The 13723-nt window shown below is 51.2% G+C and carries 11 protein-coding genes; 10 read left to right on the forward strand and 1 reads right to left on the reverse strand.

Features of this window, described 5'->3' with window-relative positions; all coding sequences use genetic code 11:
* The first annotated feature begins 104 nt into the window (after positions 1 to 104).
* The 8 genes from ACJJJB_RS01105 (at position 105) to ACJJJB_RS01140 (ending at position 7319) form a co-directional block, all read left to right on the forward strand.
* On the forward strand, positions 105 to 1148 hold the full coding sequence (locus tag ACJJJB_RS01105) for an NADP(H)-dependent aldo-keto reductase (protein ID WP_020412002.1): 1044 nt from the start codon (positions 105 to 107) through the stop codon (positions 1146 to 1148).
* An 85-nt stretch (positions 1149 to 1233) separates the two neighbouring features.
* Positions 1234 to 1467: a DUF2789 family protein gene (locus tag ACJJJB_RS01110; RefSeq protein WP_020412003.1), complete on the forward strand. Its 234-nt coding sequence runs from the start codon at positions 1234 to 1236 to the stop codon at positions 1465 to 1467.
* A gap of 113 nt (positions 1468 to 1580) precedes the next feature.
* Positions 1581 to 2546 (forward strand): LpxL/LpxP family Kdo(2)-lipid IV(A) lauroyl/palmitoleoyl acyltransferase, encoded by a 966-nt coding sequence (gene lpxL, locus ACJJJB_RS01115; RefSeq protein WP_444902215.1) that lies wholly within the window; start codon positions 1581 to 1583, stop codon positions 2544 to 2546.
* A 92-nt stretch (positions 2547 to 2638) separates the two neighbouring features.
* Positions 2639 to 3514 (forward strand): 4-hydroxy-tetrahydrodipicolinate synthase, encoded by an 876-nt coding sequence (dapA, locus tag ACJJJB_RS01120; RefSeq protein ID WP_020412005.1) that lies wholly within the window; start codon positions 2639 to 2641, stop codon positions 3512 to 3514.
* Between the two features lie 34 nt (positions 3515 to 3548).
* Positions 3549 to 4736 carry an NlpB/DapX family lipoprotein gene (locus tag ACJJJB_RS01125; RefSeq protein WP_020412006.1) on the forward strand — a complete coding sequence of 396 codons (1188 nt, stop codon included), beginning with the start codon at positions 3549 to 3551 and terminating at the stop codon, positions 4734 to 4736.
* Complete coding sequence (locus ACJJJB_RS01130) at positions 4736 to 5509, forward strand: MBL fold metallo-hydrolase (RefSeq protein WP_282951600.1); 774 nt, start codon at positions 4736 to 4738, stop codon at positions 5507 to 5509. Before ACJJJB_RS01125 ends, ACJJJB_RS01130 begins: the two co-directional genes overlap by 1 nt.
* 99 nt (positions 5510 to 5608) lie before the next feature.
* On the forward strand, positions 5609 to 6433 hold the full coding sequence (locus ACJJJB_RS01135; protein ID WP_445365536.1) for a sulfite exporter TauE/SafE family protein: 825 nt from the start codon (positions 5609 to 5611) through the stop codon (positions 6431 to 6433).
* Between the two features lie 58 nt (positions 6434 to 6491).
* Positions 6492 to 7319: a sulfite exporter TauE/SafE family protein gene (locus tag ACJJJB_RS01140; protein ID WP_445365537.1), complete on the forward strand. Its 828-nt coding sequence runs from the start codon at positions 6492 to 6494 to the stop codon at positions 7317 to 7319.
* 86 nt (positions 7320 to 7405) lie between these two features.
* On the opposite strand, the gene ACJJJB_RS01145 is transcribed toward ACJJJB_RS01140, so the two are convergent.
* Complete coding sequence (locus tag ACJJJB_RS01145; RefSeq protein WP_445365538.1) at positions 7406 to 9187, reverse strand: peptide MFS transporter; 1782 nt, start codon at positions 9185 to 9187, stop codon at positions 7406 to 7408.
* 238 nt (positions 9188 to 9425) lie between these two features.
* On the opposite strand from ACJJJB_RS01145, the gene ACJJJB_RS01150 reads away from it, so the two are divergent.
* Together ACJJJB_RS01150 and ACJJJB_RS01155 are read left to right on the forward strand one after the other, a co-directional pair.
* A complete protein-coding gene (locus ACJJJB_RS01150) occupies positions 9426 to 10556 on the forward strand; it encodes a tetratricopeptide repeat protein (RefSeq protein ID WP_445365539.1) in 1131 nt (376 codons plus the stop codon).
* Positions 10557 to 10786: 230 nt separating this feature from the next.
* A complete protein-coding gene (locus ACJJJB_RS01155) occupies positions 10787 to 13621 on the forward strand; it encodes a TonB-dependent receptor plug domain-containing protein (RefSeq protein ID WP_282951594.1) in 2835 nt (944 codons plus the stop codon).
* Positions 13622 to 13723: the final 102 nt, after the last annotated feature.

The raw sequence follows: 13723 nt of genomic DNA on the forward strand, positions 1-13723 counted from the left end.
GCATGGCCGCTCCTTGATCCAACCCCACCCAGGTCTTCTATCTACTCTCTCAAGTCCCAAAACGGCATAATTCCTGTTTCGCCTTTTTGTGGAGAGAGGACGCCATGAATTACCGCCAGCTTGGCACCAGCAATCTCAAAGTCAGCCAGATTTGTCTGGGCACAATGACTTTTGGTGAGCAAAATACAGCTGCTGATGCGGCTAAACAGCTGGATTATGTCTTTGATCAAGGGGTAAATTTTATCGATTGTGCCGAGATGTATCCGGTGCCGCCGCGCCCTGAGACTCAGGGGCTCACCGAGGAATATATCGGTAAATGGCTGTCGGCCCGTGGCGGTCGTGACAAGGTAATTATTGCCACAAAAGTGGCGGGGCGCGGTGAGGCTAATCCGGGGGTTAGGCACCTGCGTTCTGGACCGCGCCTCAGCCGAGATCATGTACTGAAAGCTTGTGATGAGTCCCTAAAAAGGCTGGGCACCGATTACCTCGATCTCTATCAGGTCCATTGGCCGGAACGCCAAACCAACTTTTTTGGTTGTCTAGGGTACCAGCATGGAGGTGATGATGGCATTACTATTGCCGAGACACTCAATGCACTGGAGGAGTTGGTCAAGGCAGGCAAGGTGCGTTATATCGGTATTTCTAACGAGACGCCTTGGGGCATGCATGAATACCTAAGAGAGTCAGTTGTTTATGGTAAGCCGCGTATCGTTTCCATTCAGAATCCATACAATCTGCTCAACCGGAGCTTTGAAGTGGGCTGTGCGGAGATCTCCATCCGGGAGCAATGTGGCCTTCTGGCATATTCGCCACTTGCCTTTGGTGTCTTGTCCGGCAAGTACCTTGGCGGCGCAAGGCCTGCAGGGGCACGCCTGACTTTGTATGAGCGTTTTCAACGCTACACAAACGATCGCAGTGCAACAGCTACCGGTGCTTATGTGGAGTTGGCCCGCCAGTTTGGTCTAGACCCTGCGCAGATGGCTCTGGCATTCGTCAACCAGCAGCCGTTTGTGACTAGCAATATCATCGGCGCAACCACCATGGAGCAGTTGCGTAGCAATATTGCCAGTACTGAATTATTTTTGGATAACGAACAGCTAGCTGCGATTGAAGCTATTCATCAGTACAACCCAAATCCGGCTCCGTAATAGGTGGCTCTGCTATCTATAATGGGGAACACAAACCGCTAAATCGGTACCAATACATCACGTGAGCACGAGAGAGGCAGCTCCCATGGAAACGACCGGGCATCACACGCTCAACGATCTCTTTGCCCAGCTGGGGATGTCGTCGGAAGATGCGGCGATTCATGAGTTTCTGATTACTCACTATTTGCATAGGCATGAGAAATTATCTTCCGCATCATTTTGGACTGAGGGGCAGAGGGAGTTTCTTCGGAGCGCCATAGAGGAAGATTCTGACTGGTGCGTCGCTGTTGATGAGCTGGATTCCCTCCTGCGCCATTAAGTTGTAACACTCCTGCGGCTGCTGTCCATTCCAGCCTGTATCCCATGGGTTATACTACGCCGAATTCAACCGATTAAGCTGGTGACTATTCGCCGGCAGCGTAGCGATACCCGATGGAAAAACCCCGATTTCGAGTTGCCTTACTGCACCCCCGGCACTGGCTGACCTGGTTGCTCTTTGCTTTTTGGTTCCTGCTGGCCCAGCTGCCTTTTCGTTGGCAGTTGTCTATAGGGCGTGGTGTGGGCAAGGTGATGATGAGGCTAGCCCCAAGCCGGCGCACTATTGCCGAGCGCAACCTTGCCCTGTGTTTTCCTGAGTTCAGTAAGGCTGAACGCTCACAACTTCTTCGTCGAAATTTCGAGTCCAGCGGAATTGCCCTAATGGAAACCGGCATGGCCTGGTTTCGCTCTGCGCGCTGGCTGCGTAAGCGTGTCTCTATAGAGGGGTTGGAAGCCTTGCAGGATATCCAGGCTGAGGGGCAAGGTGTGCTGCTAATGGCTATGCACTTTACCACCCTGGAATTGGGGGCGGCTCTTATGGGGATGAGCATTACCCTTGATGGTATGTACCGGCCGCACAAAAACCCTGTATATGACTATATGCAGCGTAAAGGGCGTGAGCGCCATACTGGTGATGGTAGTGTCTACCAGCGTAAGGATGTTCGTGGGGTACTGCGCGCCCTGCAGCAGGGGCGTGCCGTCTGGTATGCTCCAGACCAGGATTATGGAATTAAGCAGGGCGTCTTTGCCCCGTTTTTTGCCAATCCTGCGGCAACGGTGACAGGCACATCGCGATTTGCCCGGGTAGGACGCGCCAAGGTAGTACCCTATGTGCTGACCCGTTTGGAGGATTGCTCCGGTTACCGCCTGAAGGTGTACCCACCTATTGAGGAGATTCCCTCTGGAGACGAACTGCAGGATGCCATCCTGGTCAACCAGTTCATTGAAGCTCGTATTCGAGAGGCACCAGAACAGTATATGTGGGTGCATCGACGTTTTAAGACCCGGCCGGAAGGCGCCAATAATGTGTACGAAGGGGTCCGCAAGAAGAAAAAGAAGCGCAGGAAAGTGGCGAGCTAGTCACACTGGCATAGACACTGCGCCCTAAGTAACATACAGGTTCGATTCTGGCGGTGCTATTCCAGGCCGAGCGCGAAAATTAAGGAGAGAGAATGTTTACCGGCAGTATGGTGGCCTTGGCTACCCCAATGTACGCAGACGGAAGCCTGGATTGGGACAGTCTGCGCAATTTGGTTGAGTGGCATATAGAACAAGGCACCCGCGCATTGGTTGCAGTAGGTACTACCGGCGAATCAGCCACTCTGGATGTGAATGAACACATTGAGGTCATCCGGCGCGTGGTAGATCAGGTTGCGGGGCGCGTTCCAGTGATTGCAGGAACGGGCGCCAACTCAACTACTGAAGCGATTGAACTGACAGAAAATGCCGCTCGTTGTGGCGCCGATGCCTGTTTATTGGTGACCCCCTATTACAATAAGCCTTCCCAGGAGGGCTTGTATCAACACCACCGCGCTATCGCCAAAGCGGTGGCCATTCCGCAGATCCTGTATAACGTGCCTGGGCGCACAGCTGTGGATATGTTGCCCGAGACTGTGCAACGTTTGGCTGCCATTGGCAATATTGTTGGAATCAAGGAAGCGACTGGAGACCTGGAGCGGGCTAAAGTTCTATTAGAAACTCTTCCCCAGGGTTTCGCCGTTTACTCCGGCGATGACTGCACTGCGATGGAGTTGATCCTGATGGGGGGGCAAGGTGATATCAGCGTCACCGCCAATGTCGCCCCAGCTGCTGTTGCGCAAATGTGTGAAGCTGCTCTGGCCGGAGATGCTGCGACTGCACGGGCAATTGATCAGCGTATCCAAATATTGCACAAAGTGCTGTTTTTGGAGTCCAACCCGATACCGGTGAAATGGGCTCTGCGGGAAATGGGGCGTATAGACGGGGGGATTCGCCTGCCGCTGACCAGCCTTTCCCCTGAGCATCATGCTACAGTGCGCGAAGCTTTGCGCAGTGCCGGCGTACTGTGAGTCCGCGAACAGAGAATTAACCAGGAAAGCTTTGATGAATAAATTGACCGTTGGAGCCGCGCTCTGTATTTCCAGTCTTACCCTGGCAGGTTGTGGTGTGTTCGGCAACGATGGCTATTTCCGCGATCGCAGCAATGATTACCAACAGGCCGACAGCTTGGCACCGCTGCAGATACCGGAAGGCATCAACGCCAAGCACCAGGAGGAGCTCTATGAGATCCCCCAGATTGCAGGAAATGAACTGGAGCAGAGTGACTTCGAGGTTCCGCGGCCTCAAGCATTATCTGTCAATGCTGGAACGGAACGGGTAAAGATACAAAAGCTGGGTAGCAACCGTTGGGTGCTGGTATCCCAACCACCGGCAGAGGTTTGGCCTCAGCTGCATTATTTCTTGCGCTCCTCGGGCTTACACGTGGAGATGTCTGATGCCAGCACCGGTATTATGGAAACGGCCTGGATGACATTTAACGAGAGCCCGGAAACCAAAGATAAGTACCGCCTGCAGATTGAAACCGGTGTGCAGCCCGACACTACCGAGATCCACGTGCGTCACCTGTCGGTTGCCGCGGATGCTCCGGTGGGAGGCTCCGTCAACTGGCCACAGCGTTCCAGTAGCCCTGAACGCGAAGGTTGGATGATCGATGAAATGTCCACATCCCTGGCAACCGAATCCACTGGTGCTTCTGCTTCATTGGTGGCCCAAGCTATCGGTGGCAGTACTGTGAAGGTTCAGTTGCGCGAGCCGGTAGGCCATGAGCCCTATATCTCTATGGGGCTGGAGATGGAGCGCGCTTGGGCGACAGTCGCTCATGCGGTGAATGCGGGAGGTTATCGTCTGCATCGTGAAGATTCTGATATCGGCCTTTTCTACGTCACTTACGATGAGGAGCGCGAGTTGGCCGATAGTGAGGATGACGGTGGCTGGTTCTCTTGGGGTAAGAAGGACAAACAAGATGAGCTGGCCGATAGTGCTAACCAGGTTACCCTGCAGCAGATTCTTGCCGGTATCGATACCACTGAAGGCACTGAGCCTCCCTTGTTCAAAGAGATCAAAGGGCTTGGTGTAAGCGCTAGTCCCGAAGGAGAATATCCTGGCTACTTGATTGTGATTCGCGGAAATGATGATGAGATTGAAGTGCGTATCCGCGATACCCGTGGCCAGCCGCTGTCTCGGACCAAAGCCTCTGAGTTACTACTCTCGATTCAGCAGAACTTGATTTAATGGGCCTGCGCTTCGCCTCACTGGGAAGCGGCAGCAAAGGCAACGGCACTCTGGTCGCCAGTGGCGACCACTGCCTGCTTGTTGATTGTGGCTTTACCATCAAGGAGACCGAGCGGCGTATGGCGCGGCTCGGTATGTCCCCTGCCGATCTCACTGCCATTCTGGTAACCCATGAACACAGCGACCACCTGTCTGGGGTTGCTCCTCTTGCGCGTAAGTATGGCTTGGCTGTTTACCTGACCCCGGGCACTCTCCGAGCTCGCGATATTGGCAAGTTGCCTGAAGTTCATCTGATTGAAGGTCATCAACCGCTTACTGTTGCGGGTATACAAGTCACACCTGTGGCTGTGCCTCACGATGCGCGGGAAGCCGCGCAGTATGTTTTTCGCAGTCGTGGCAGTAGTCTCGGCCTCCTTACTGATCTGGGTACGGTGACACCTCATGTAGAGGCCCACTTTAGCGGCTGCGACGCACTGGTTTTGGAGGCTAATCACGATCCCCAGATGCTGGCACAGGGGCCATACCCTCCCTCATTAAAAAGGCGAGTTGGCGGAGCTTATGGTCATTTGAGTAATCAACAGGCTGCCGGATTTTTGCAGCGGGTGGGCTATGAACAGCTGCAGCACTTAGTGGTGGCCCATATTAGTGAGAAGAATAATACGCTGGAACTTGCCCGCTCAGCGATGGCTGAGATGGCGGAAAGTGTGGAGAATTGTATTTTTGCCTGCCAGCAAGAGGGATTCGACTGGCTCACTGTGGAAGCACGGGGATAGGCCCCATTCGCTTCGTATCACTCGGCTCTAAATCTCTCAATACAAATCTGCTTTGCCTTAGTTAGGACGACCTCTGGCTATTCGAGGGACGGGGGATATATGGAAACAATACTGATTTATCTATTGGTTGGGGCGGTGGCTGGCACTATCGCTGGCCTATTTGGTGTTGGTGGCGGCCTGATTATTGTTCCAGCGCTGATACTGGTTTTTACCGCTATGGGAGTCTCGCCAGAAATTCTGACCCATATGGCTGTTGGGACCTCACTTGCCACGATTGTTATTACTTCTATTAGTTCTGTACGAGCCCATCACAAGAGAGAAGCTGTGGATTGGCAGCTGTTCAGGAAGATGACGCCGGGAATACTGCTGGGCTCTTGGCTGGGAGGGATGACGGCGGAACTGTTACCTGGGGCCTGGTTACAGTTATTGATAGGAGTCTTCGCCATTGTGATTGCCGTCCGTATGTGGCTGAGTGGCCTCCGCCATGGCCAGGTTGAGGAGGGAGTTGGTAATCCTCCAGTTGCTCCTTTGCTGGCTGCTGCCGGCGGCGTGATAGGTTGGGCCTCTGCAATTTTTGGTATTGGCGGAGGGTCCCTCACCGTACCTTTTCTTTCCCGGTGTCGTGTACAAATTCAGCGCGCGGTTGCTACATCTGCAGCTTGCGGGTTACCAATCGCTTTAGCTGGGGCGCTGAGTTTTACGGTGCAGGGATGGGATAATAGCCAGCTGCCGAGCTGGAGCAGTGGATATATCTATTGGCCCGCTCTCCTGGGAATCGTCGCAACCAGTACCTTGTTTGCCCGTTTTGGGGCCAATCTGGCTCACCGTCTTCCGGCAAAGTGGTTAAAACATGGTTTCGCCCTTTTACTTTGTGTGATCGGCGTTCGTTTTATCTGGCTAAATCGCCATCTTTTGATAGTTTAAGTCGCGTCCTTGATTTTGCTGCAGGTCGTGAATATTCAGGCGGCTACAATAAATCAGCATGGAAATGCTGTTTATCTATTTATTAGTTGGTGTAATTGCAGGTTCGACAGCAGGTCTACTGGGTATTGGTGGAGGCCTGGTTGTTGTGCCTGCACTGGTACTGATTTTCACTGCCATAAACCTTCCACAAGAAGTTCTGACACATATGGCGGTCGGTACCTCTCTTGCGACAATAGTCCTGACTTCTCTCAGCTCAGTTTGGACTCATAACCTGAAGGGTGGGGTGAATTGGAGGCTCTTTTGGATTATGACTCCAGGGATACTCGCAGGCTCATGGCTGGGGGGTATTACTGCTGATCTACTTCCTGGGGCCTGGCTGCAATTGCTTATAGGGGCTTTTGCGCTGGTTATGGCTGTTCGCATGTGGGTGAGTAGTGCGGGAGCAAGCTCTTTGCAACATGAGAAAGATAGCCTGCCATCCTCTTTTATTCTTGCTATGGCTGGGGGAGGGATTGGTTGGCTAGCTGCAATTTTTGGCATTGGTGGCGGGGCACTGACAGTACCTTTCTTTTCCCATTTCCGTGTAAAAATGCAGACAGCTGTTGGAACTTCAGCTGCGCTGGGATTGCCTATTGCTATTTCAGGAGCTCTGAGCTTTGCTGTACAAGGTTGGAATAATACTGAATTGCCAAAGTGGAGTAGTGGCTACATCTATTGGCCTGCTTTCTTGGGGATAGTGCTTACCAGTATCCTCTTTGCTCGCTTGGGGGCTAACGTGGCTCACAGAGTTTCGGCAAAAATCTTGAAGCAGTGCTTTGCTGTATTGCTTTGTCTTGTAGGGGCTCGTTTTATCTGGCAGAACTTGGATTTACTGCGGGCCTTTTAGATATTTACCTGCTGAGATATTTGTATTCAAAAAATAAAAAAGGCCACTGTTTATAGTGGCCTTTCTGATTATTGTGGTCTCTTGGATTAGCGGATTCCACACATACCTTTCTTGAGAAGTGGCGAGATGACAATCATCAGTGCGCCAACACCAAGTCCCCACCACATCAAGTACTCATACAGGCTGGTATAAGTGGTCAGGGTGGAGGCGAGATCTGTTGCGCCGTCCTGAGGTACAGCTGCCATTTTACCAATTCGGGTGGCAACGGTTTCGGACAGCGCTGTAGCCAGGAACCAGGTGCCCATACTCACGCTGACCACTTTACCGATTGATAGCTTGGTGACAGCAGAGAGTCCTACCGGAGACAAGCACAGCTCACCAGAAGTATGCAATAGGTAGGCAAGTACCAGCCAAATCATAGCGACCTTTCCGGCCTCAGTTGGGAATGATGCTCCAAGGACCAGAGCGCCAAAGCCGAGCCCAGCCTGGATAATTCCAAGACCGAATTTCACCGGGGTGCTGGGTTCCCAGCCGCGCTTCCCAAGCCAAACCCACAGGGAGGCAAAGGGGATTGCCAGGAGCATAATAAAGCCGGCATTTAGGGAGCCAAACATGGAAGCGCGGACTTCACCATCTCCGATTGAGCGGTCCAGAACGCGGTCAGCATATAGAGTCATGGAGCCTGCAGACTGCTCAAACAGAGCCCAGAACACAATGGTGGATGTAATCAGCACCATGAGAACAACGGTACGTGAGAACTCCTCGCTATAGTGACGGATAAACCCGTAAGCAATAAAGGATACTAAGGCAAGCAACATGCCTCCAAGCCAAAGATCGTCACCACTGAAGGCCCAAATGAGGCCGAGACCAGCTGAAAGGGCTGCCATGCCGATGGCGAGGAAATCTTTGCCCTTGTTATCTTTGTACAGCATGGAGAACAGAATTAAGCCGACAATGGCAACAATAAGCAGACTGTTTTGAGCAAGGTGGACCATTGGCTCACTTTGAACCAGGTACCATACCAATCCCAAAGACAGAATAGCGCCCAAATAAACCGCCCACTCTTTGTTGATTGGGCCAAGGGCTTTCTCTTTTAAAACTTCCGGGCGGCTAGGCTCTGCCAGGCCATCCAGGTATTTTTGTCCCCAGGTGAAAGTAATTAGGCCAAAGACCATACCGATACCTGCAAGGCCAAAACCATAGCCCCAACCATAGGTTTCACCCAGCCAGCCACAAAGGAGGGTGGCGATAAAGGAGCCGATATTGATACCCATATAGAAAATGGTGAAACCGGCATCGCGACGAGAGTCATTCTTTGGATAAAGCTGGCCGACAATGGTGGAGATATTGGGCTTAAGGAAACCAACACCTACAGTAATCAGGGCCAGGGCCATAAAGAATACTTTAAGGGCAACTACATCCTGAATAACAACTTTCTCGCTGAGGGTGGTGCCTGCGGCAATCACGGTACCGTCATTCAGTGTGATAGCTTCAGAGAGTACTGTGCCTGCGGCATAAGTGATGGCCTGATGACCTTCCACAGCCATTAGTAGGTGACCGAGACAGAGTAGGACACCGCCAAATAATACAGCTTTGCGCATACCAAGATAGCGATCGGCGAGAAGGCCACCAATCAAAGGCAGGGCGTACACGAGGCCTGCATAGGCACCGAGAACGTCATAGCCTGCGCTGTCGGTGAAGAGGTGGTACTTGGTGAGGTAAAGCAGGAGGAGGTACTTCATCCCATAGAAGGAGAATCGTTCCCACAGCTCTGTAGCGAAGCAAATGTAAAGCCCTTTCGGGTGGCCGAGCAATTCGCCCGAGCTCGGAGAGGCCGCCGTTGTGACGTCCGCGACATTAGAAGACATAGAAGTTCCTCTGTCTGTAATAGTTATTGGGGAACCTCGGCCAGCCTCGCTCTCGAATGGGGCGAGATCAATCAGGCTGCTTCCTGAGCTTCCAGTACAACGGACAGAGTTTACCAGTTGTCTAATTTGCAGGCGAACCGTTGTCCAAATATTTGCGGAAATGATAATCGGCTACTTCCTTTGATGGTAAATTAGTGGTAAATCCTGTGTAACAACCTATTTCAAGGGGAAAATAACAATGAAAGCCCCATTGCTGCTTAGCCTGATCCTGTTCTTGGCTGCTTGTTCAAGCTTGCCCTCTAAAAAAGATAAAGCGGAGATAGACCTGGCCTCGGCCTTGAGCGGGGAGGCAATACTTGGGTATCCGGTCAGCCTGAATGAGTTGCCCTCAGAGGATCTTCTTTGGCTATCTTCCGAGGTGCGAGATTTTTTGGCGACTCTGGCTCCTGACTCTGATTCTCGCCACCGCCTTGCCGCTCTGATAAGGGCCTTCGAGGAGCGAGAGTTTCTGGTCCAGTACGATGAAAACAGTACGCTTTCGGCTATGGAAACCTATCGCCAGGAAAGAGGTAATTGCCTTGCTTTTACGTTGATGATGGTGGCTATGGCTCGGGAGTTGGGAGCGGAAGCTTACTTCAATCAGGTAGAGGTTCCACCAGTTTGGAGTCATGATGAGGCGGAGACCTTTGTACTTTACCGCCATATAAATATGGTTTCTGAAAGCCTCCGTGGCCGCCGGGTAGTCGACTTTAATCTGGCTGCCTATGACCCAGTCTATAAACAGTTCGAGCTGGATGACACCACAGCCTTTTCGCTTTATTACAGTAATCGGGGAATTGAGCTGATGCGTGCAGGAGAGCGGAAGCAAGCTTTTTTGCACTTGCGAAAGGCGGTGGAGATGAGCCCGGAGAGAAGCGACTTGTGGGCTAACCTAGGGGCAATGTACAGCCACTTTGGATTCCTCCAAGAAGCGGAGCAAAGTTATCGTAAGTCCTTGTTCTTGAAGAATAATAATCTCACCGCGATTAGTAACTTAGAGCGACTTTATCGCTTCAAGGGTGAAGAGGGTCTTGCTGATATATATGCCAAGCGTGCCCGCTTTCATCGCGAGAGAAATCCTTATTATCTCTACTATCAGGCTCGGGAAGCCTACGAAGTTGGCGAGTATAGGCGAGCCGAGAAGCATTTGCGCCGTGCTGTTTGGCGGTATGAGGGCGATCACCGCTTTCACTTTCTTTTAGGGTTGGCAAGGTACCAGCTTGGGAACATGGCGGCATCACGAGCAAGCTTTGAAGAGGCTTTTTCTTTGGTAACTGGGCCATCTACTGCGAAAGCTTATGAGCGCAAGTTGAATTTACTTTTGAAGTAGGGGGGTTGTACAGATTGTGACTTGTCACAATTGAGGGAAGTGTTCAGAGATGCAGGTTAGCAAGGTAAGCACTTTTTTTGAGTTTTGGGTAAATTTTTATTGAGGGGGGGAGTATCTGGTTCGTCTCTATCTACGTTGGGAGCTGAAGTGGCCATGGGGGTGGTTGCTTCATGAGTAAACTCAAACGTATCTAGTAGGGCCCCAGCCCTACTCTAGAGAGAGATAAAACAATGAAAAGGAATATCCTTTCGTCTGCAATCAAGACAGCACTTGGAGTATCTGTAGTCCTTGGAGCAACTGGCCAAGCTTTTGCCCAGGAATCCGCGGATGCAAATGACGCGACACTGGTTGAGGAAGTAATCGTAACCGGTTCACGCATCACCAGATCTAACCTGGAAGCTGCTACACCAATCACAACCGTAAACTCTGAGAGTATCGAATTCTCCGGCATGGTGAACAGTGCTGATGTTCTGCGGAGTCTGCCGGCAACTGGTGTGTCAGGTATTTCTAGTAGCAACTCTAACTTCTTTACTTCTGGGGCTGGTATCAACACCGTTGAGCTTCGCAACCTGGGAGAGGATCGTACCCTTGTACTGGTTAACGGGCGTCGTTACGTTTCTGGTGTTGCAGGTACATCAGCTGTTGACTGGAACACTATCCCTACTGAGCTAATCGAGCGTGTAGAAGTTATTACTGGTGGTGCATCGGCCATCTATGGTTCTGATGCACTTGCTGGTGTAATCAACGTTATCCTCAAGGATGATTTCGAAGGGGTGAGCATCACCTCCTCGCATGGTGAAACTGTAGAGTTTGGCGATGACCAAACGGATCGTTTTAACATCACTGCTGGCGGCAATTTTGATGACGGTAAAGGTAATGCCGTTATCTCTATGACCTACACCGATCAAAAAGGTGTTTTGGCACGTGACCGCAAGAATACTGAAGTTGACGATATTGCTACTTGCCGTTTGACACAAAATATCGACGATTGTCAGGATAGCACCGCTCCATTTTACTCCTCCTACTCTGAGCACGGCCGCTTCTTTGTCCCATCCACAGGGGACTCTTATGTAGTTGATGGTGGCCAAGTTGTTCCTTGGGATCAGGAGAAGTATGGGTTTAACCGCCAAAACTTCCGTCGCTACACTGTGCCAACAGAACGCTACCTGATTAGTTCTAACCTGAACTATCAGATTAATGACTCTTTGGAAGCGTTTATCGAGACCACCTTTGCCCGCACCGAAACGCAGAGTGAAATCGAGCCATACCCACACAGTAACGATGACTTATTCATTACTGGGATCTCTGTTGATAACCCCTTCGTACCAGATGACCTGCGCGCCGCTGTAGTAGCTGAGGGTGACGACGTAATCGAATATTTCCGTCGTACCACAGAGCTGGAGCAGCGGGGCTCTTTTGCGGAGCGTCAAACTTTCCGTGGCTTGGTAGGTCTGCGCGGTGAGTTCAACGACTGGAATTGGGATGCTTACTTTGGTCAAGGCCAAATGCAGGATAGCCAGCGTGGCACAGGTCAGCTTAATATTTCCAACTTCCGAAATGCGTTGGATGCGACCGTTGATGGCGATGGCAATATCGTATGTGCTGATGCCGCGGCAGTGGCAGAAGGGTGCGTACCAATTAACCTGTTTGGTTATGGTGCCATTTCTGCGGATGCAGCAAAGTATGTAACTGCTCCGTCAATTCGCGACCAGCGCACCAAGCAAACCTTTGGTGGTATCAACATAAGTGGCGAGCTGTTTGAGTTACCTTCTGGCCCCTTAAGCTTGGCTGCTGGCCTCGAGTACCGTGATGAGTACGCGGCAGATTTCCCTGACGCCTTAACTCGCACCGGTCAGAATGCCGGAAACAAAGAAGAGCCTACTGAAGGCAGCTTCGATGCTACTGAGTTGTATGTTGAGGTAGAGGCACCAATACTCTCGGGTCTTCCTGGTGTCCAAGAGTTGAGTGTCGGCGCTGCATATCGTTATGCAGATTACAGCACTGTTGGCAATACCGATGCTTATACTGCTCGTGTTTCGTGGGTTATCAATGATGATTTACGAGTTCGTGGTCAGTATGCACGCGCTGTACGTGCTCCAAATATCAGTGAACTTTTCGCGCCTGGTGGAGAATCCTTTGGTGCAGTAAGCGACCCTTGTAATGGGGTAACTGCAACCACCACTGGTACTATCGCTGAAAACTGCCGTGCTATTCCTGCTGTAGCTGCTCGAATTGCGGATCAGGGTGTGTTCGACTTGACACAGACTGAAATCCAAGGAACTGGCGGTTTCGTTAATCAGGGCAACGGTAACTTGGATCCAGAGACTTCTGACAGTTACACCTTAGGTGTGGTGTTTGATCGTGACTTGGGTATTGGTAGTCTGTCTGTCTCTGTTGACTGGTACAATATCGAAATTGAAAATCTAATCGATACTGTTGGTCGTCAGACATCCGTGGATTACTGTTTCAACTCTACCAGCTATCCAAATAACTTCTGTGACTTTATCGTTCGTGATACTTCAGGCGCTGACTTCCAGTTGGGTGAAATTACTGAAGTGAATTCTGGCTATATCAATGAAGGTTCCCTCGAGACCGAAGGTGTGGATGTCCAGGTTCAGTGGGGTATGGAATTAGGTAGCGGTCAGTTGGATCTGTCTTTAGTCTATGGTCATATAATTGATTACACTGAGACTAAGTTTGGAGAGGGCGATGAACTCGTAGGAGAAGTTGGTATTTCTGAGAACGAGTGGGTTGCGACAGTTAATTACTCCTTGGATCGACTGATGGTACAGTGGGAGACCTCTTTCATTGGCGATGCAGTGCCTGACTTGAGTAATGACCTGTACAATTTTGAGGTGGGCACTTATGTCACCCATGACCTGTACGCTTCCTACCAATTCACTGATAGCATCAGCGCAAATCTCGGTATTAATAATGTTCTGGATGAAGAGGCTCCGGTTATTCTGACTGGCATTCCGGGCAATACAACCGGGCACGATACTGCTGCTGCTGTCTACAATGATATTGGTCGCAGTGCATTCGTGGGCGTTCGTATGGAGTTCTAATCCTCTTTACTGAAATCGCTAACAGCGGGCCATAAGGCCCGCTTTTTTATTTTCCTCTCCTCTAGAGTCCTCGCTAGTACTTGTTTTGGTTCCGCTTCATCT

The organism is Microbulbifer variabilis, assembly GCF_052468405.1.